The sequence below is a fragment of the Salicibibacter kimchii genome (assembly GCF_003336365.1).
In the GTDB taxonomy this organism is placed as follows: domain Bacteria; phylum Bacillota; class Bacilli; order Bacillales; family Marinococcaceae; genus Salicibibacter; species Salicibibacter kimchii.
In genome coordinates this window covers 2,030,242-2,048,894 of sequence record NZ_CP031092.1, presented here as the reverse complement: position 1 = coordinate 2,048,894, position 18,653 = coordinate 2,030,242, and the positions used below count along the sequence as shown (strand labels likewise).

Sequence of the window (18,653 nt, the reverse complement as noted above, 5' to 3'; positions counted from 1 at the left end):
TCAACGACGACGTCCATGGCTAGATCAGCCCCAGCGCTTCGCGCATCTCCTACGCTGTATCGTTTATCCGTCGAAAACGCTGCGATATCAGCCGCTTTTAGAACACGTGCTTCAAACGTTTATATAATTAGAGCAAAAATCCCAGGTGATTTTTTAAACGATTCTATGATGACAAATCAACACACAGAATATATGTTCGACCACTTGCTGCTCTGCTCTGCTTTGAATGCATAGGGAAAGAATTTCTGGTACGTTGTACTAGCGCGCCGTATTGTTTCACGTGAAACAAATAGAAATGGGGGATAGAATGGAACAATCACAAGCAATTAATTGGCTGAAAGCTATTTTGCGAACGGATACGGTGAATCCGCCGGGGAATGAGGAACGGGTGGCGGAACCACTCGAGGAGTTATTCTTTGAATACGGGATTCAGACCGAACGGGTCCCTTATTCTAATGGGCGTACGAATTTGATTGCCACGCTAAAAGGGGATGGGAGTACGAACAAGGTGCTCGGGTTGTGTGGTCACATGGATGTTGTCCCGACAGGCGATCGTAAATGGTCCCATGAGCCATTCGCTGCGGAAGAATACGATGGAAAGATTTACGCTCGGGGAGCCTGCGATATGAAAAGCGGTCTCATGGCATGTGTGATGGCCATGATCCAATTAAAAGAAGCGGGTGTCCCCCTTTCGGGAGATGTGAAACTATTGGCAACGGTAGGGGAAGAAGCCGGGGCCGTCGGTGCAAAGCAGCTCGTTGAGGAAGGGTATGCCGATGATCTTGATGCTATGATCATTGCCGAGCCGACGCGATCGAATATCGTTGTCACCCATAAGGGTGCGCTCTGGGTAGCAATTACTTGTTACGGAAAGACTGCTCATGGCTCGCGCCCACACCAAGGGGTGAATGCATTGGTACATATGAATGAGATCATAAATGTACTCCTCAGTGAACGTTTTCAGATGAAGTTCAGTCGTGATCCGCTTCTCGATGAGCCTACGTATAGCATGAATGTCATTTCCGCAGGCGGCAACACAAACGTCGTTCCAGATTCCTGTACGTTAAAAATGGACATTCGTACTGTTCCTTCACAAAATCACAACGAAATTGTTGCCGACATCCAAAACGTTATCGAGGAGGTGAAAGAAGATGTCCCGGATTTAGAAGCGGATATTCATGTTGAAAATGACTTGCTTCCCATGCAAACGGCATCGGATCACGCTTTTGTTAATTTTTTATTGGATTTTTACGAATTGGAAACAGGCGAGCGAAAAACACCCCGGGGGATGAGTGGATACACCGACGGTTCCCAATTTATGAAAAATAAAAAGAAATTTCCGGTCGTTATTTGGAGCGGTATTCAAGGAAGCACCGCGCACCAACCGAATGAGTATGTGAATATTGCTGATTATTTGCGCACGATTGATTTATTCAAGGCTGTCTCGCAGGAATACTTAAGTTGACTTGGTGTAGCGATTTTCGTGCGTAATGAGCGGGGGCGAAAGGAATAAGAGGAAGCGCTATGTGTTGAGCTGCCACAGCGAAAAATGAAACGTTCACAGACGTTATCCATTAGCGATGAAGCCCAAAAGCTTGAGAGTGTCGCTCGTATGGTGGTCATCAGCCGGCATGAACACGGGAATTCTCCACCCTCCCCGTATCGCTCCAATGTTTCCGCTCAATAATTTTTCCTTCCACATTTCTATTCAACCCCTTGTCCGCATAGGTTGGTGAGAGACAGGGGGTCAGAAAATGACCGAATTGCTCAGTACGTTATTATTGGCAATAGTATTAGGGATGGATGCGTTTTCGATGGCGATGGCACTTGGTTTTCAATCTTTTCGTATTCATGCAGTTAAAGCAAGTATGGTAGTAGGTTTGTTTCACATGTTCATGCCACTTGTCGGTATCGGGATTGGTCATGGGTTAGCAAATGTATACAGCCTGGATGCTGTGCATTGTATCGCAGGGGTTATTCTTATATGGATTGGGTTTCAAATGATGAGGTCAAGTCGCAAAAGCAAAGAAAAACCAATCGTGAAATTACATGGAATAGGCTTATGTTTATTTGCATTCATTGTTAGTTTGGATAGTTTTTCCATTGGTATTTCACTCGGAATCCTTGGTGCTGAAACAGTGGCGGTTATTTTCGTGTTTGGCATAACGAGTGCCGTCTTAACGTGGGCGGGGCTGAAGTTTGCAACATTGACTCGCCGTCGTATCGGTAGTTGGAGTGAATTATTGGGCGGCATGATTCTTTTACTATATGGGTTAAATACGTTTCGCTCCTTATTTATGGGCTTATAAGTTCAATGGAGAGGACGCATGTTCTTTCCAGCGGCAGGAACCATCCATTTATGTTAAAATGAACATACGATGAACTTCCATCAGAGGCGCGGTTTCGCCCCCCTTTGATGGTTAAAAAGGTACGCTGGCTAAAACCACCACGTCCTGTGGCAATGCCGGCACTAGCACCTCCTGTGCGTCGCAGCCGGGGTGTTAGTCGCCCCTTAGACGGAGGTCAGATGCAGAGGCCAGAGGTCGGAAGACTCTTTTCCAGGAAAGAATGATCTTCCGACCTCCGGCTTCCGATGGCTGAGCTCCGGAATAGCGGTGCTTATACACCGGGATAAAGCAGAGATCGAGGAGGAAAAAGAATGGCCGTAAAACGGGTCTTGCTCGTTTGTACGGGCAACACGTGCCGCAGTCCGATGGCCGAGGCGCTGTTAGCTGCGAAAGAGACAGGCATTGAAGTGAAATCGGCCGGTACGCAAGCGCTAGCAGCTAGCCCGGCTACACCTCACGCGCGCATCGTTGTCCGTGAACATGGAGCAACATTGGATGAGCACCATGCTGAACGATTAACAGGGTCGCTGTTGGAATGGGCGGATCACGTATGGGCAATGACACAGGCACAAGCTTTGCAAATGGAACAACAATATCCTGAACATAAAAATAAAATTATGACGTTGGCAACCGCGGGCGGTGCTCACGAAGACATAACAGATCCGGTTGGCGGGGACCTTGATGAGTATCGACGGACCGCGGAGCAAATCAAACAAATGTTGGAACGTATCGAATAGAAGCGTTCATAGAACCGAAAGGAGCTGCTTTAGAAGATGAAAATTATCATTGGCTCAGATCATGCCGGCTGGGCGCTTAAAAAAGAAATCTTCCCTTTATTCGAGCGATTAGGAATTGAATATAATGATGTTGGCACGGACGGCTCAGAAAGTGTGGACTACCCGGATTTCGCAAAACCTGTGGCTCAGCAGGTAGCGGACGGAAAATACGATTTGGGAATCCTTATCTGCGGCACGGGAATCGGGATGTCGATGACGGCGAACAAAGTTCCCGGTATCCGTTGTGCGCTCGTAAATGACGTATTCAGTGCAGAAATGTCCAGGCTTCATAACCAAGCAAATGTGCTAGCCATGGGTGAAAGAGTCATCGGGCCCGGCCTTGCAAAAGCAATCGTTGAGAAATGGCTTACCACTGAATTTGAAGGGGGCCGACACGCGAGCAGAATTCAAAAAGTGATGGAGACGGAGCAATGAGAAAGAGGGGGGAGGGAGATGAAAACGAAGGCAGAAGTTTTGGAGGATCTTTTGCATGAATTAAACGCCCAAGCACAACTATCCCCGAGCTCCTTGCTCGTCGTAGGTGCTAGTACGAGTGAAATCGCGGGCGAGCGTATCGGCAGCGCAGGCTCAGAAGCAATCGCGGCGGATGTTTTTCATGCTATTGAGCGCTTTCGTAAAAAAGTAGGATGTTTCGTCGCATATCAAGGGTGTGAACACATAAACCGTGCCCTTATCGTCTCGCGTGATTACGCTGAAAAACATGATTTGGAAATTGTGTCAGTCATCCCCTGCCGTCGAGCAGGAGGATCGCTCGCGACATATGCCTATGATCAGGGGGAAAACATGGTTGTTGCGGAAACTGTTCGTGCGGATGCAGGCATTGACATCGGCGCAACGTTGATCGGGATGCACGTAAAGCATGTCGCTGTTCCCGTTCGCGGCAGTGAAGCTTTTATTGGCCAAGCCCCCGTGACGATGGCACGTACACGCCCGAAATATATCGGCGGTCCGCGTGCGAGTTATCCCGATCCCGGAACGTAATCCAATTAAAAAACGTATCTGCCCACGTGGGCTTTCTCGTGTTAAAATAAAGGGAGACTTCCATCAGATGGGATTCTTTTTATCCCCCTCTGATGGTTAGTTGAATGAATCGGGGTGATAGCGCCCGTTATCTCCCGCTTACGGGTTTGATGCGGGAGTTTTACGGGCGCTTATCACCGGGAGAAAAAACATACATCTTTTAAGCTTGGAAAGGAGCGGAAAGGATACATGAAAAACGTTAAGCAACAAGATCCGCAAATTTTTGCCGCCATTGAAGATGAACGATTTCGGCAAAAAAATAAAATTGAATTGATCGCTTCCGAAAACTTTACGAGCGAAGCAGTCATGGAAGCCCAAGGGTCGGTGCTGACGAATAAATATGCGGAGGGTTATCCGGGGCGCCGTTATTATGGGGGTTGTGAATATGTCGACGTAGCCGAGAATTTAGCCCGAGATCGCGCAAAAGAACTTTTCGGTGCCGAACATGCCAATGTCCAGCCACATTCCGGTGCCCAGGCGAACATGGCAGTTTATTCTACCATTTTGGAACCTGGGGACACCGTGCTTGGCATGAATTTATCCCATGGCGGCCATCTTACACATGGAAGTCCCGTCAATTTTAGCGGCATTCAATACCATTTTGTGGACTACGGCGTGAACGAGGACGATCAGCGAATCAATTACGATAAAGTACAGGAGATTGCTCGTGAACATACCCCGAAATTAATCGTTGCCGGCGCCTCTGCGTACCCGCGGGAAATTGATTTCAAGAAATTCCGTGAAATTGCCGATGACGTAGGCGCGTATCTCATGGTCGATATGGCCCATATTGCCGGCCTTGTTGCCGCGGGCAAACATCAGAACCCTGTCCCTCACGCCCAATTCGTCACAACGACGACACATAAAACATTGCGGGGCCCTCGGGGCGGGCTGATTCTGTGTGAAGAAGCATTCGCGAAGAAAATCGACAAGTCGGTGTTCCCGGGGATGCAAGGCGGACCGCTCATGCATGTGATTGCTTCAAAAGCTGTTTCTTTTAAAGAAGCTCTGGAGCCTGCTTTTGCCACGTATGCAGATCAAATTATAAAAAATGCCAAACGGCTTGGAGAGGCTTTGCGAAACGAAGGCATCGACCTTGTTTCCGGCGGCACCGATAATCACCTGTTGCTTTTGGACTTGCAAAGTTTGAATCTGACCGGAAAAGCAGCTGAAAAAGCATTGGATGAGGCAGGTTTGACCGCGAATAAAAACGCGGTGCCTTTCGATCCTGAAAGCCCGTTTGTTACGAGCGGCATTCGACTAGGCACAGCAGCGGTTACGACACGTGGTTTTAAAGAGGAAGAGATGGATGAAATCGGCGCGTTGTTTGGCTTAGTGTTAAAAAATATGGATGATGACACGAAGCAACAAGAAGCACGTGAACGCGTGAGCGCCTTGACGAATAAGCATCCATTATATGAATAACGTGTGATTGTTAGCGACCTGTCCATCATCATGGCAGGTCGCTGCTTGATGCTGGTTCTTTTTTTCTGTACAATTTTGAAGGATATAAGATGCGGATACTTAAAGGAGAGTGAATCGCTTGGGAAAAATATACGTATTTGACCACCCCCTGATCCAACATAAACTTACATATATCCGAGATGTATCGACCGGGACGAAACAGTTTCGCGAACTGGTGGATGAAGTCGGCAGCTTGATGGCTTTTGAGATTACAAGGGATTTAACCCTCGAGGAAGTGACCGTTAATACACCGGTCGGGCCTTCCACGTCGAAAGTGATTGCGGGCAAAAAGCTGGGGCTTATCCCGATCTTGCGGGCCGGATTGGGAATGATGGACGGAATACTTAAGTTAATGCCGAACGTCAGGGTTGGTCATGTAGGACTTTACCGCGATCCGGAGACGTTCATGCCCCACGAATATTATATTAAGCTCCCAAAAGATATTGAAGAGCGTGATCTCATTGTCATTGATCCTATGCTTGCCACCGGGGGGTCCGCTGTAGCAGCAATCGATGCACTGAAGCAACGAGGCGCACGCAACATGAAATTGATGTGCTTAATCGCGGCTCCCGAAGGTGTCGGAGAAGTTCAAAAAGCACATCCGGACGTTGATATTTATCTCGCCGCGTTGGATGAAAAGATTGATGAAGAAGGCTACATCGTTCCCGGCTTGGGAGATGCAGGCGATCGCCTCTTCGGAACAAAATAAAAGAAAGACGAAGACCGCCATGAGAAAGTGGCGGTTTTTTTGATGGAAGAGAGGAGAGTCTAGGCGAGCTTCAATTTCGCGAAGGCAAATGGTTACGACGACTAAACGCAGGGTAACGCCTGTTATGGTCATCCCGAAGGTTTCATGAAGCCTGAACCAGCTAGATAACTTCTATTCCGGTCGCCATGAGCGGTTTATGATGCCTGAAACCGTAGCGTAAATCCAATACGAGGCCAACATGAACGCTTTATGAAGCCCGAATCAACTTGGGCACTCTTGTTATGGTAACCATGGAAGGTTTATGGCTCCCGGGGGATCTGATCGCTCTCCCTTTCCATCTGCATGAATTTTTCAGGGAGCGTACAAACTATGGGAGTCCTACATTCGTTTCCAAGGAGGCGGATGACGACAGACGCAAAGGAGGGCTCACATGGAACTTCGGTGGCGTTTATTATTTATCCTTGCTTTCTCCATTCTAGCGTTAGGAACCGGCAGTAATGTTCAGGGTCAGGAAGAGACGAAAACCATGATCGTACACGTGGATGATGACCCGGAAGCCGTTCAGGAGGAGATTCAAGAACGTACAGATTACGAGCCAGATTACATATTTTCAAACGCTTTTCTCGGCATGGCTTACACGCTTCCGGAGACAAGTGCCGATCAATTGAGAAACGTTCCGGGCGTAAGCCGGGTCGACGAAAGTGTTCAATATGATCATGCCTTACGGGAAAGTGTGCCCTTTATAGGGGCGGAAGATATACGGACGCAACTTGACGACTTAGGCATTCAACTTAACGGACACGGGGTGAAGGTGGGGCTTATCGACACTGGCATTGATTACAATCATCCCGATTTACAAAAAAATTACGCGGGTGGTTATGATGTTATTGATGATGATCATGATCCGATGGAGACGAAAGTCAAGAGTAAAGCGATTACTTTTCACGGGACACACGTTGCCGGAATTATCGCTGCGAATGGAAGTGTGCGGGGGATGGCTCCAGATGCGGACCTCTATGCATACCGGGCGTTGGGCCCTGAAGGGCAAGGCTCCACGGAGCAAATTCTCGAAGCGATTGATCGCGCGGTAGTTGATGGGGTAGATGTTCTGAACCTATCATTAGGAAACCCTGTCAACGGCCCGGATTGGCCGACGAGCAAAGCGTTGGACGAAGCGGCGGAAGCCGGAATAATCACGGTTACTTCGAGTGGCAACAGCGGCCCTGACATGTGGAGCGTAGGTTCACCCGGGACATCGGAAAAATCGATTTCCGTGGGTGCTTCAACTCCCCCATTAAAAGTACCGCAATTAACGGTACCCGAGATTAATGAAGAAGATCGCGAGGTGGATATGCAACCTATTCAAGGGACCAATCCCTGGGATATGAAGAGACGGATAAATATTGTTGACGGGGGTCTTGGCTTGCCGGAAGACTTGGCAAATGTGCGTGGCCGCGCAGTATTGATTGAACGCGGAGGCATTCCGATCCAAACGAAAATAGAAAACGCGAGCGATGCCGGAGCTGACGCAGTTTTGCTTATGAATAACGTGCCGGGACCGTTTATGGCCGGGATGGAAGAAGAGATGAACGTGACCGCAGCGGCTATAGACAACAAAGCAGGCAATCACTTAAAAAAAACAATAAACGAAAATGAAAACGAGGAGGTGATCATTGAAACCATTTATGTAGAAGAAACCGATCATATGGCTATGTTCAGTTCCCGCGGACCCGTGACCCAAACATGGGATATTAAACCAGATGTGGTCGCGCCCGGTGTAGATATTGATAGCACCGTACCTCAAGGCTATCAGGAATTAGACGGCACGAGCATGGCAGCGCCACACATTGCAGGGGCGGCGGCACTGATAAAACAAGCGCATCCGGATTGGGGGCCGGAACAGGTGAAAGCGACGCTTATGAATACGGCGATCTCACTTTCTACCGATGAAGGAGAGACTTATCCACCGTTTGTCCAAGGGGCGGGACGTGTGGACATTGGCGCGGCGATTGAAAATGATACGCTCGTTTACCCGGGAGCGCTGTCTTTTGGCGTATGGGAAGCAGACGAATCAAATCAGCGTCTGGAAAGAGACATCACGATTGAGAATCAAAGCGCGTACCAACGCACGTATTCATTCGATGTTCCGACTTCCTTAGGTACCGGGTTGAATTGGAAAATGCCGATGCCAATCACATTAGAACCGGGAGAAAAGCAAACAGCAACCATTAAAGTTGAAATCCAACCGGATATCATTGATTTCAAGCGTATAGATGGGGAAATCAACGTGAGTGGCGGGAGGGAAGACGTCACCCTTCCATTTCTCCTCTTTAGTGACGAGCCGGATTATCCGCGGCTAAGCGGATTTCAATTTGCAAAAGTACCCGACCGCGACTATTGGATGTATGAAGTTTTCTTGCCAGGTGGTGCTGAAGAACTAGAGATCACCCTTTATGAGCCGGATACGTTCGCGTATGTGGGAACCCTTGACCGCCAAACAAATCTTCCCGAAGGACCATTCGAAAAAGAATTCCATGCAGATGAGATTCATTTGGAGCCAGGCATCTACCATGTCATCGTCTATGCGAAATATAAAGATCGCGAAGACACGCTGGAAACGCAAATTGCGGTTCTCGAAAATTAGTGAGGGTATGCTGCAATTGTCATCGTTTTGACATATTGAAATTACGCCGAAATCTTTGCCGTTCTCCCGCTTTTAAACCGATTGGAGCCGTTGACAGGAGGTGGTCCCTATTGTAAGATAGCTAAGGATATCTGATTGGTGATTCATTACTTACAATGGGATTATGGTCGAAGGGAGAAACTCCATGGCCAAAGGGAACGGCAAGCGTAACCTGTGGCGCAGTTCGGTGCTGGTCTCAGCTATCTTGTCTTCACTCGTTGGGTCGATCGTAGGCGGGGTCTTGCTGGGATATTGGTTGGACGAACAGTTTGATACCACGCCCATCTTCGTACTTATCGGTTTATTGATGGGCGTTATTGCAGGTTTCTATGGTGTTGTACGAGCGGTCAAACCTTTCTTGGGGGATGATGACTAATGCCGCTGTTGCGACACCGAATCAAGCATTACTATTGGACAGTGGCGATCGTTTATTTAATAAGTGTAGCTGCTTTATTCCTGACTGCATATCATTCTGTTATTTTTAGCATCTTAATCGGTATCGCTGCTTGCTTGTTCAGCTTTACTACCATCTATTTGAAAGCGCTAGTGATCGACAGAATAACGACAAGGAAATCGCCGGGGATTGCTTCCTACCTGGTTACGGTGTTTGGGCTTGTTATTCGGTATGGTCTAATAGTTATGATTGTTGCCATTGCCCTGACTTTCCCCGATATGTTCCATTTGATCGCTATTTTGGCAGGGTACGCCGTGCTTTATATCTACGTTATGGTGGATATGTTTCTACAATTACAAAAAGAGAGGTGAACAACGTGCATGAGGATTTAACCTTGACCTGGGAGATCGGCGGTTTTGATCTGCATTTTAGTTTTTCTGTGGTATTCATGTCGACCATTGCGGCGATTATCGTAGCGACCTTCAGCATTATTGGTGCGAGAAAGCTCGCGATGCGACCGACCGGTTTGCAAAATTTCATTGAGTGGGTCATGGATTTTTCAAGATACATCATTACATCCAACATGGCCTGGGATAAAGGCGGAAGATTCATTGCATTGGCTTATACGCTTTTGTTTTATATATTCGTAGCCAATATGCTGGGGATTCCATTTGAACTGGCCACAGACACCGATCACTATGTATTGTGGAATTCACCAACGTCGGACCCTGTACTCACCCTTACGATGGCTGGGTTTGTGATTATTCTCACGCACATCTACGGATTTAAGATAAGGGGAGCGAAGGAATATTTTGCTGATTACTTTCGCCCATCACCAATTCTTTTTCCGTTTAAGATCATTGAGGAAGTATCAAATTTCCTGACACTTGGATTGCGTTTGTTCGGCAATATTTTTGCAAAAGAACTTGTTACGATTATGATTGTCACACTTGCATTCGCAGCACCCTTAGGCTTTTTTCTTGCTTGGATACCGTTAGCCCCTTGGCTGGCGTTCAGTATTTTCCTAGGTGCTTTGCAAGCGTTCATTTTTGCTATGCTTTCGATGGTTTATATGGCTCACAAAGTTGAATCGCATTAAGGACATGAATAACGATTTCCCATTTATACATGGGTATGTTATCAATAATATTTTGTATTACATTAAAGGAGGATTCATCCAATGGCTCAATTGGCAGCAGGGATTGCAGCAGGACTCGCGGCGATTGGCGGAGCGATCGGCGTCGCGATTATCGTAAAAGCCGTATTGGAAGGAGTAGCTCGTCAACCAGAACTCAGGGGATCATTACAAACGCTAATGTTCATTGGTATTCCGCTTGCAGAAGCCGTCCCGATTATCGCCATCGCGATTTCTTTCATGCTAGTCTTCGGCATTGGCGGATAATAGATAAGGCAATTGGAATGGCGATGACGTTTCCCGGCGGAACCTTCGCCATTCCTTATGTATCACAGAAAGGAGTGGGATAGGGAATGGATACGATGGAATTTATAGCGGATATACAGTGGGGCAATGCATTGTATCAGCTGGTTATTTTTTCATTGCTCATATGGGTCGTCAGCCGCTGGGCGTTAAAACCACTTCTCGGCGTTATGAAAAAGCGTGAACAGCAAGTGAATGATAATCTGGATAATGCTGAAAAAAACCGTGTTGAAGCGGAACAATATTTGGAACAACAACGCGAAGAATTGAAAAAAGCGCGTGAAGAAACGCAAGCAATGCTTGATAACGCAACGAAAATGAGCGAGCAACAAGGAAAAGAAATTCTCGATAATGCAAAAGAAGAAGCTGATCGAATCAAAGAAGCAGCTGTGTCCGACATCAATCGAGAGAAAGAGCAAGCGTTGGAATCCGTCCGTGATCAAGTCGCCAGCCTGTCGGTAGCGATTGCTACGAAGGTGATCGAAAAGGAACTGGATGAAAACGAACAAGAGAAGCTCATTGACAGCTATTTAAAAGAAGTTGGTAACGAATGAGTGCACCGGCGGCAGTAGCCAACCGTTATGCGAAGGCGCTTTTTGATCTGGCGAATGAAAAAGGCGTGGTTGAGCAGATAAACGAAGAACTGCACGGCGTTCAGACAGTCTTTCATTCCGTACCGGCTTTTCAGAAAGTCATGGCGCACCCGAAGATGTCAACGGAGGAACAGCAAGCGTTACTGGAAAAAGGGTTTTCCGAGTGCCATCCCTTCGTTATGAATATGCTTCTTTTATTGGCAGATCGTGGGCGTATCAATATCGTTGATTCCCTCGTTCAAACATTTCAGAACCTTACAGACGACGTGTTTCAGATTGCACGGGCGGATGTGCGCGCGGTTCGACCGCTTTCCGATAAGGAAAAAGAAGAGCTTGCACGTCAGTTTACAAAAAAAGTGAACAATCGCCAAGTCGTCGTGACGGATCGTCAGGATGATGATTTGATTGGCGGTTTGATCGTACGAGTCGGAGATACCGTTTACGATGGCAGTGTGCAAGGCATGCTGCGGCGAATGGAACGGAAAATTGTCTCTAACCGGTAATTGAAGGGGTGAAGGAAATGAGCATCAAACCTGATGAAATCAGTTCGCTGCTCAAGGAACAGATTGAAGATTTTCAATCGCACGTTGAAGTCAGCGAAGTAGGTACAATTATAGAGGTCGGTGACGGGATTGCCCGTGTACACGGTTTAAGCAACGCTATGTCCGGGGAGTTGCTTGAATTCTCTACTGGCGTTATGGGTTTGGCGCAAAACCTTGAGGAAAATAACGTCGGTGTCGTCATCCTCGGCCCTTATGATGATATTCGCGAAGGAGACGAGGTTAAGCGTACCGGACGCATTATGGAGGTCCCTGTCGGTGAAGAACTTCTCGGGCGGGTCGTAAACCCTCTTGGACAACCTTTGGACGGCGAAGGGAATATAGGTACGACAAAAACACGTCCCATCGAGAGCCCGGCTCCCTCGGTCATGGATCGTCAATCCGTTGAGGAACCATTGCAGACCGGTACTAAAGCGATTGACGCGATGGTTCCCATCGGCCGAGGCCAGAGAGAATTAATCATCGGGGATCGGCAAACCGGGAAAACATCGATCGCGATCGACACGATATTGAATCAAAAAGAAGAAGATGTTATTTGCATTTATGTCGCCATCGGCCAAAAGAAATCGACCGTCGCTCAACTGGTGGAAACGTTTCGTCAAAAAGGTGCATTGGACTATACAATTGTTGTTGCGGCAAACGCCTCTGATCCCGCGCCATTATTGTACCTCGCTCCGTATGCAGGCGCGTCCATGGGTGAAGAGTATATGTATAACGGCAAGCACGTCCTCGTCGTTTATGATGATTTAACCAAACAAGCCTCAGCCTATCGTGAGCTTTCGCTTTTGCTTCGTCGACCACCGGGACGTGAAGCCTATCCGGGAGATGTGTTCTATTTGCACTCTCGTCTTTTGGAAAGAGCGGCAAAGTTAAATGATGAAAAAGGCGGCGGTTCATTAACTGCATTGCCGTTTATTGAAACGCAAGCGGGTGATATCTCCGCGTATATCCCCACAAACGTTATTTCCATTACCGACGGGCAAATTTTCTTGGAATCCGGACTCTTCAACTCCGGGCAGCGGCCCGCGGTGAACGCCGGGGCTTCCGTATCCCGTGTTGGTGGTTCAGCACAGCTGAAAGCCATGAAAAAAGTTGCCGGTACGCTGCGTCTTGATTTAGCGTCTTACCGTGAATTGGCATCATTTGCTCAATTCGGATCCGAACTGGATAAATCGACCCAGGAAAAGTTAAACCGGGGCGAGCGTACGATGGAATTGTTGAAGCAAGATTTAAATCAACCGTTGCCTGTGGAGTACCAAGTATCGATCATATACGCACTCGTGAACGGTTTTGTGGACGACATTCCGGTACAAGACGTTCGTCGTTTTGAAAAAGAGCTGTATACGCATATGCAACAAAACAATAAACAAGTGCTCGATCACATTCGCCAGAAGGGGACATTGCCGGAAAAAGAAGACTTCGATAAGGCGATTGCAGACTTCAAGCAACTCTTCCACCCTTCTGATGAATAAGGACCGGCGTGAAAAGGTGGTGAATCGAGATTGGCTTCACTCCGTGAAATAAAAAATCGAATTGGCTCTACGAGAAATATGAAGCAGATCACGGGCGCGATGCAAATGGTTGCTGCTTCAAAACAATCAAGAGCCCAGGCTAGATCTCAAGCTTATGAGCCTTATATGAATAAAATCCAGGAAGTGGTGGCCAGTATCGCCATGGGCGACAGTGATGCCAGCCATCCGATGATGGAACAACGTGAAGTTAAAAAAACCGGCTACATCGTCGTCACATCGGATCAAGGGTTGGCAGGCGGCTATAACGCTAATCTGATGCGATCTTTACGGCGAACCATCGAAGAGAGGCATCAATCTGCTGATGAATACGAGATTATCATTATTGGGAAAATCGGCCGTGATTTGGTGAGACGTCTACAGCTTCCGGTTGAAATGGAATACACGGGCTTGTCGGATAACCCAACATTTGATGAGGTAAAAACGATTACTCGCAAAGCTGTTGGAATGTTTGAAGAGGAGAACATTGACGAACTGTACATCTGGTATAACCATTTCGTCAATACGATGCGACAGGATGTAACGGAGACAAAACTTTTGCCTTTAACGGATTTGGCTGAGCAACTGGAAGAAACCGTAGGGGCAACGGCTAACTATGAATATGAACCTTCGGAAAACGTGATTCTTGAAAAGCTGCTCCCTCAATATGCCGAAACCTTGATTTACGGGGCGTTTCTGGACGCAAAAGCAGCGGAATTCGCAGCTCGGATGACCGCGATGAAGGCAGCTTCCGACAATGCGGACAACCTACTGGATGAGCTGCAGTTGTCTTACAATCGTGCACGTCAAGCCGCGATCACTCAAGAAATCACTGAAATTGTCGGTGGGGCAGCAGCATTGGAGTAACCATCGGTTAACGTGACAAGCAGATAAGCAAGGAGGTAAAAAGATGAGTCAAGGATATATCACCCAAGTGCTTGGGCCGGTCATTGACGTTCGCTTTGACAGCGGTGAGCTTCCTGAACTGAACAATGCTCTTATCGTTTACCAAAGCGATGAAGAAACGGCAGATGTAACGCTCGAAGTAGCCCTTCACTTAGGGGATAATAATGTGCGTACCATCGTCATGGGCTCAAGCGAAGGTCTACAACGCGGGGCGCTTGTTCGTGACACAGGAGCACCGATTTCTGTGCCTGTCGGTAACGCTACCCTAAGTCGTGTCTTTAATGTTTTAGGGGAAAATATCGACTTGGATGAACCGATCGGCGCCGACGAAGCAGAACGAAAGCCGATCCACCGTGAGCCACCCGAGTTTACGGATCTTACAACAGGTACAGAAGTACTTGAGACCGGCATTAAAGTCGTCGATTTGCTCGCACCTTACGTTAGAGGTGGAAAAATCGGTCTCTTCGGCGGCGCCGGGGTTGGAAAAACCGTATTGATCCAGGAACTAATTAACAACATTGCCCAGGAGCACGGCGGGATTTCCGTTTTTGCCGGCGTTGGCGAACGTACCCGTGAAGGAAACGACCTTTACTATGAAATGAAAGATTCCGGGGTCATTGAAAAAACAGCGATGGTTTTCGGACAAATGAATGAGCCGCCGGGCGCTCGTATGCGTGTGGCGTTAACCGGCCTAACGATGGCTGAGCATTTCCGTGACGAAGAAGGCCAGGATGTTTTACTTTTCATCGATAATATTTTCCGTTTTACGCAAGCAGGCCAAGAGGTTTCTGCCCTTCTCGGACGCATGCCATCCGCGGTTGGTTATCAGCCGACATTGGCAACGGAAATGGGGCAGCTCCAAGAACGGATTACAACCACGAAAAAAGGTTCCGTTACATCGATCCAGGCGATTTACGTCCCTGCCGATGACTATACAGACCCGGCGCCGGCTACAACATTTGCACACTTAGATGCAACGACAAACCTCGACCGTAGTCTTTCGGACATGGGGATTTACCCTGCCGTGGATCCATTGGATTCAACATCCAGGGCACTCGCGCCGGAGACTGTTGGAGAAGAGCATTACCAAGTAGCTCAAGAAGTACAGCAAACGCTCCAAAAATACCGTGAACTTCAAGACATCATCGCGATACTCGGAATGGATGAGTTGTCGGAAGACGATAAATTGACCGTTTCTCGTGCACGCCGCATTCAGTTTTTCCTTTCCCAGAATTTCCACGTGGCCGAACAATTTACCGGACAAAAAGGATCTTACGTGCCGGTGAAAGAAACGATCCGCGGATTTAGAGAGATTTTGGATGGGAAGTACGATGACGTTCCGGAAGACGCCTTCAGGCTTGTTGGCCCAATTGAAGACGTGGCGAAAAAAGCGGAAGAAATGGTCTAAGCCCGTGGGTAAAGGAGGACGATTACGTTGAAAACGAGTGTGAACGTCGTTACCCCAAACGGGAACGTATATGAAAATGAAGCCGATATCGTCTCGGCGAAAACGGAATCAGGCGAAATCGGTGTCTTGCCCCGGCATATTCCTTTAGTCGCGCCCCTCCAAACCAGCGCCGTGCGTGTGAAAAATGAAAGCACGGAAGACAGCATTTCGGTGAGTGGCGGATTTTTGGAAGTCCGGCCCGATAAAGTTACCATTCTTGCCGAGTCGGCGGAGGTTCCGGAAGACATTGATATAGAGCGGGCACAAAGAGCCAAGGAACGAGCGGAAAATCGGCTCAATCAAGATCAAGAAGATATTGATAAGAAAAGAGCACAACAAGCATTATCGCGTGCAGAAACCCGCCTTAGTGTAGCGGAGCGCAGATAAAAAGAACCGGAAGAGTTTGTTAGGGACTCTTCCGGTTTTTTAATGCATGATCGACAGGAAATATGGGAATATCCGCAGAAAATATGTAAATACCGGCGAGAAGCATATCTCAAAGCGAATTTCTTTTTTTGCATATCGGCATAAAACAAAACCGCTCGAATACATTCAGATGGATGGTTACAGTTTTGTAACAAACAGCGTGAGAATGTTGTCGACAGGGCATTTTTGTTTTGGTATAATTTTATTGCTGTACAAATCGATCGTACAGGGGGTCAATTCTAACGAGTGTGCAACAGAAAAGGGTTCGCATATATATGTAGAACCAAAAGAAGCACGGAAGGAAGAAAGGACGTTAAAACGAATGCCGGGTGAAATTGAATTCGGACAACAAGCTTTGCTACATATTTTCTTCAACCTGTTTGTATTGGTTATCGTTTGGTGGAGCTTACAGGCGTTTAAATTTGATGTCCTTGTTCGTCATCCGCAAGGGGCAAAAGGAATCCTGCTTTTTTTTCTGATAGCTATTTCGATTACACATTTAGTCAGCAGTTTTTTCCTTGATTACTTAAACCAGGCATTAAATCTTCGTTATTTTTTCTAAAAAAGATTGGACGGCATGAAGTATGCCTCGACCACAATTGTAAACACTAACGATAAATCAAGAGAAATCGACCTACAAATACAAAAAGCAACAAATGGTTTAATCGGTTAATGAACTGGGAAGGGATTGACAAGGGCGAAGTTCTTTACATGAAATGTAACCTTAAGTAGGCGATGTCGTCAAATAAAATGAGGACACTCTATATTACTTATTGGTTTGTTTTTGTCGAATTACATCGAAAACGGATAGAATAGGCGTGTTTTCTCTCCACGGTGAAGGGAACGCCTAATTAAACAAATGAATAGGATAAACCAAATGAATGGTTGCCTAGCGATCCAATACGGTTTGTTTTGTTCGTCAACGACCGATAAGCACGTGCTAAAAAATGATTACTGGACGCGGAGGGGAATACGTTGGAAGAAAAAATTATTGTTCGAGGAGGAAAGAAGCTAAAAGGGACAGTGCGGACGGAAGGCGCCAAAAATGCTGTTCTCCCTGTACTTGCAGCTTCATTGTTGGCCGAAAAAGGAACCAGCACCATCTATGATGTGCCTCCTTTAGCAGATGTATACACGATGAAAAATGTATTAAATCACTTGCAAATGGATGTATCGTATGAAGACGGTGTTTTCAAAGCAAACGCGGAGCGAAATACGTTACGCCCAAATGCCCCGTTTGAGTATGTCCGAAAAATGCGTGCATCATTCCTAGTTATGGGGCCGTTGCTCGCGCGCACCGGACGCGCCAATGTTGCGTTGCCGGGAGGGTGCGCGATCGGATCAAGGCCAATTGATCAACATTTAAAAGGTTTTGAAGCAATGGGGGCAAAAGTGGAAATCGGGCAAGGCTATATTGAGGCCCGTGTGGATGGCCGCTTAAAAGGAGCGAAAATCTACCTTGATTTCCCGAGCGTGGGCGCAACGGAAAATATTATGATGGCTGCAGCCATGGCCGAAGGAACGACGATTCTTGAGAATGTGGCTGAAGAGCCCGAAATTGTTTGTCTCGCCAATTACTTGAATGCCATGGGCGGGAGTGTTCGCGGCGCCGGCACTGACACGATCCGTATCGATGGCGTCGATCACATGGAAGCTGCTGATCACACCATTATTCCCGATCGGGTGGAGGCCGGCACCTTTATGGTAGCGGCAGCCATTACGGGCGGAGATGTATTTGTTGAAGGCGCGCTTATTGAACATTTACGCCCGCTCGTTGCAAAAATGCGCGAGATGGGTGTCGTTATCGAAGAAAAAGACAACGGCATGCGTGTCATCGGCCCGGATATATTGCGGCCGGTGGACATTAAAACCATGCCGCATCCCGGATTCCCGACAGATATGCAAGCACAGTTCATGACTTTGCTTACGCAAGCGAAAGGAACCAGTGTTGTCACCGAAACGGTTTTTGAAAATCGATTCATGCACGTGGAAGAATTTCGGCGGATGAACGCTTCCATTAAAATTGAGGACCGTTCTGCCATCGTCACGGGACCTACTCGCCTGACGGGCGGAGAAGTTTCCGCAACGGATCTGCGAGCAGCTGCAGCACTTGTTACTGCCGGTCTCGTCTCCGAAGGTGAGACAACATTAATGGAACTTCGCCATATTGACCGAGGCTACGTGGACTTCCATGAGAAACTGCAACTATTGGGCGCAAATGTGGAACGTGTCCCCGTCGAGGAAGAACCGGACGCTGTTGATCCGGCACCGATCGAAATAAATAATGAAGCCATTCACTAAAAACACGAAAGCGCAAAAAAGAACGGAGACCGTCCCCGGTTTCGGTTCTTTTTTATTGT

General features: G+C 47.6%; 20 protein-coding genes. All 20 read left to right on the top strand.

Features of this window, described 5'->3' with window-relative positions; all coding sequences use genetic code 11:
* Window positions 1–307 precede the first annotated feature (307 nt).
* Window positions 308–1,465 carry an ArgE/DapE family deacylase gene (locus DT065_RS10425; RefSeq protein WP_114373136.1) on the top strand — a complete coding sequence of 386 codons (1,158 nt, stop codon included), beginning with the start codon at window positions 308–310 and terminating at the stop codon, window positions 1,463–1,465.
* Window positions 1,466–1,754: 289 nt separating this feature from the next.
* Window positions 1,755–2,309 (top strand): manganese efflux pump MntP, encoded by a 555-nt coding sequence (locus tag DT065_RS10420; protein WP_114373134.1) that lies wholly within the window; start codon window positions 1,755–1,757, stop codon window positions 2,307–2,309.
* Window positions 2,310–2,659: 350 nt separating this feature from the next.
* Window positions 2,660–3,085: a low molecular weight protein arginine phosphatase gene (locus DT065_RS10415; RefSeq protein WP_114373133.1), complete on the top strand. Its 426-nt coding sequence runs from the start codon at window positions 2,660–2,662 to the stop codon at window positions 3,083–3,085.
* Window positions 3,086–3,121: 36 nt separating this feature from the next.
* Window positions 3,122–3,559, top strand: a complete 438-nt coding sequence (rpiB, locus tag DT065_RS10410) for a ribose 5-phosphate isomerase B (RefSeq protein WP_114373131.1) — start codon at window positions 3,122–3,124, stop codon at window positions 3,557–3,559.
* A gap of 18 nt (window positions 3,560–3,577) precedes the next feature.
* Entirely contained in the window at window positions 3,578–4,126 is a 549-nt protein-coding gene (locus DT065_RS10405; RefSeq protein WP_114373129.1) for a TIGR01440 family protein, read from the top strand.
* Window positions 4,127–4,354: 228 nt separating this feature from the next.
* Window positions 4,355–5,590, top strand: coding sequence for a serine hydroxymethyltransferase (gene glyA / locus DT065_RS10400; RefSeq protein WP_114373127.1), 1,236 nt, complete (start codon window positions 4,355–4,357; stop codon window positions 5,588–5,590).
* A gap of 118 nt (window positions 5,591–5,708) precedes the next feature.
* Window positions 5,709–6,338 carry a uracil phosphoribosyltransferase gene (gene upp / locus DT065_RS10395; RefSeq protein ID WP_114373125.1) on the top strand — a complete coding sequence of 210 codons (630 nt, stop codon included), beginning with the start codon at window positions 5,709–5,711 and terminating at the stop codon, window positions 6,336–6,338.
* A gap of 430 nt (window positions 6,339–6,768) precedes the next feature.
* Window positions 6,769–8,982, top strand: coding sequence for a S8 family serine peptidase (locus tag DT065_RS10390; protein ID WP_114373123.1), 2,214 nt, complete (start codon window positions 6,769–6,771; stop codon window positions 8,980–8,982).
* Between the two features lie 184 nt (window positions 8,983–9,166).
* Window positions 9,167–9,397, top strand: coding sequence for an AtpZ/AtpI family protein (locus DT065_RS10385; RefSeq protein ID WP_114373121.1), 231 nt, complete (start codon window positions 9,167–9,169; stop codon window positions 9,395–9,397).
* Entirely contained in the window at window positions 9,397–9,786 is a 390-nt protein-coding gene (locus tag DT065_RS10380; protein ID WP_114373119.1) for an ATP synthase subunit I, read from the top strand. Before DT065_RS10385 ends, DT065_RS10380 begins: the two co-directional genes overlap by 1 nt.
* A 23-nt stretch (window positions 9,787–9,809) precedes the next feature.
* Window positions 9,810–10,514 (top strand): F0F1 ATP synthase subunit A, encoded by a 705-nt coding sequence (atpB, locus tag DT065_RS10375; protein WP_257791154.1) that lies wholly within the window; start codon window positions 9,810–9,812, stop codon window positions 10,512–10,514.
* Between the two features lie 81 nt (window positions 10,515–10,595).
* A complete protein-coding gene (gene atpE / locus DT065_RS10370; protein WP_114373117.1) occupies window positions 10,596–10,817 on the top strand; it encodes a F0F1 ATP synthase subunit C in 222 nt (73 codons plus the stop codon).
* Window positions 10,818–10,903: 86 nt separating this feature from the next.
* Window positions 10,904–11,407: a F0F1 ATP synthase subunit B gene (gene atpF / locus DT065_RS10365; protein ID WP_335743546.1), complete on the top strand. Its 504-nt coding sequence runs from the start codon at window positions 10,904–10,906 to the stop codon at window positions 11,405–11,407.
* Complete coding sequence (locus tag DT065_RS10360; protein ID WP_114373115.1) at window positions 11,404–11,949, top strand: F0F1 ATP synthase subunit delta; 546 nt, start codon at window positions 11,404–11,406, stop codon at window positions 11,947–11,949. Before atpF ends, DT065_RS10360 begins: the two co-directional genes overlap by 4 nt.
* A 17-nt stretch (window positions 11,950–11,966) precedes the next feature.
* Window positions 11,967–13,478, top strand: a complete 1,512-nt coding sequence (gene atpA / locus DT065_RS10355) for a F0F1 ATP synthase subunit alpha (protein WP_114373113.1) — start codon at window positions 11,967–11,969, stop codon at window positions 13,476–13,478.
* Window positions 13,479–13,508: 30 nt separating this feature from the next.
* Complete coding sequence (atpG, locus tag DT065_RS10350; RefSeq protein WP_114373111.1) at window positions 13,509–14,381, top strand: ATP synthase F1 subunit gamma; 873 nt, start codon at window positions 13,509–13,511, stop codon at window positions 14,379–14,381.
* 43 nt (window positions 14,382–14,424) lie between these two features.
* Window positions 14,425–15,828 carry a F0F1 ATP synthase subunit beta gene (atpD, locus tag DT065_RS10345; protein ID WP_114373109.1) on the top strand — a complete coding sequence of 468 codons (1,404 nt, stop codon included), beginning with the start codon at window positions 14,425–14,427 and terminating at the stop codon, window positions 15,826–15,828.
* 27 nt (window positions 15,829–15,855) lie between these two features.
* Window positions 15,856–16,254, top strand: a complete 399-nt coding sequence (locus tag DT065_RS10340) for a F0F1 ATP synthase subunit epsilon (protein WP_114373107.1) — start codon at window positions 15,856–15,858, stop codon at window positions 16,252–16,254.
* A gap of 46 nt (window positions 16,255–16,300) precedes the next feature.
* Complete coding sequence (locus DT065_RS19320) at window positions 16,301–16,855, top strand: DUF1146 domain-containing protein (RefSeq protein WP_227002549.1); 555 nt, start codon at window positions 16,301–16,303, stop codon at window positions 16,853–16,855.
* Between the two features lie 413 nt (window positions 16,856–17,268).
* A complete protein-coding gene (murA, locus tag DT065_RS10330) occupies window positions 17,269–18,594 on the top strand; it encodes a UDP-N-acetylglucosamine 1-carboxyvinyltransferase (RefSeq protein ID WP_114373106.1) in 1,326 nt (441 codons plus the stop codon).
* Window positions 18,595–18,653 lie beyond the last annotated feature (59 nt).

Excerpts from the sequence above, each read along its gene's own strand:
- glyA (WP_114373127.1), top strand. The coding sequence starts at position 4,355 with ATGAAAAACGTTAAGCAACAAGATCCGCAAATTTTTGCCGCCATTGAA.
- DT065_RS10415 (WP_114373133.1), top strand. The coding sequence starts at position 2,660 with ATGGCCGTAAAACGGGTCTTGCTCGTTTGTACGGGCAACACGTGCCGC.
- atpA (WP_114373113.1), top strand. The coding sequence starts at position 11,967 with ATGAGCATCAAACCTGATGAAATCAGTTCGCTGCTCAAGGAACAGATT.
- DT065_RS10420 (WP_114373134.1), top strand. The coding sequence starts at position 1,755 with ATGACCGAATTGCTCAGTACGTTATTATTGGCAATAGTATTAGGGATG.
- atpD (WP_114373109.1), top strand. The coding sequence starts at position 14,425 with ATGAGTCAAGGATATATCACCCAAGTGCTTGGGCCGGTCATTGACGTT.
- DT065_RS10405 (WP_114373129.1), top strand. The coding sequence starts at position 3,578 with ATGAAAACGAAGGCAGAAGTTTTGGAGGATCTTTTGCATGAATTAAAC.
- DT065_RS10380 (WP_114373119.1), top strand. The coding sequence starts at position 9,397 with ATGCCGCTGTTGCGACACCGAATCAAGCATTACTATTGGACAGTGGCG.
- atpE (WP_114373117.1), top strand. The coding sequence starts at position 10,596 with ATGGCTCAATTGGCAGCAGGGATTGCAGCAGGACTCGCGGCGATTGGC.
- rpiB (WP_114373131.1), top strand. The coding sequence starts at position 3,122 with ATGAAAATTATCATTGGCTCAGATCATGCCGGCTGGGCGCTTAAAAAA.
- DT065_RS10385 (WP_114373121.1), top strand. The coding sequence starts at position 9,167 with ATGGCCAAAGGGAACGGCAAGCGTAACCTGTGGCGCAGTTCGGTGCTG.
- DT065_RS10390 (WP_114373123.1), top strand. The coding sequence starts at position 6,769 with ATGGAACTTCGGTGGCGTTTATTATTTATCCTTGCTTTCTCCATTCTA.
- DT065_RS10360 (WP_114373115.1), top strand. The coding sequence starts at position 11,404 with ATGAGTGCACCGGCGGCAGTAGCCAACCGTTATGCGAAGGCGCTTTTT.
- atpF (WP_335743546.1), top strand. The coding sequence starts at position 10,904 with ATGGATACGATGGAATTTATAGCGGATATACAGTGGGGCAATGCATTG.
- DT065_RS10425 (WP_114373136.1), top strand. The coding sequence starts at position 308 with ATGGAACAATCACAAGCAATTAATTGGCTGAAAGCTATTTTGCGAACG.
- DT065_RS19320 (WP_227002549.1), top strand. The coding sequence starts at position 16,301 with ATGATCGACAGGAAATATGGGAATATCCGCAGAAAATATGTAAATACC.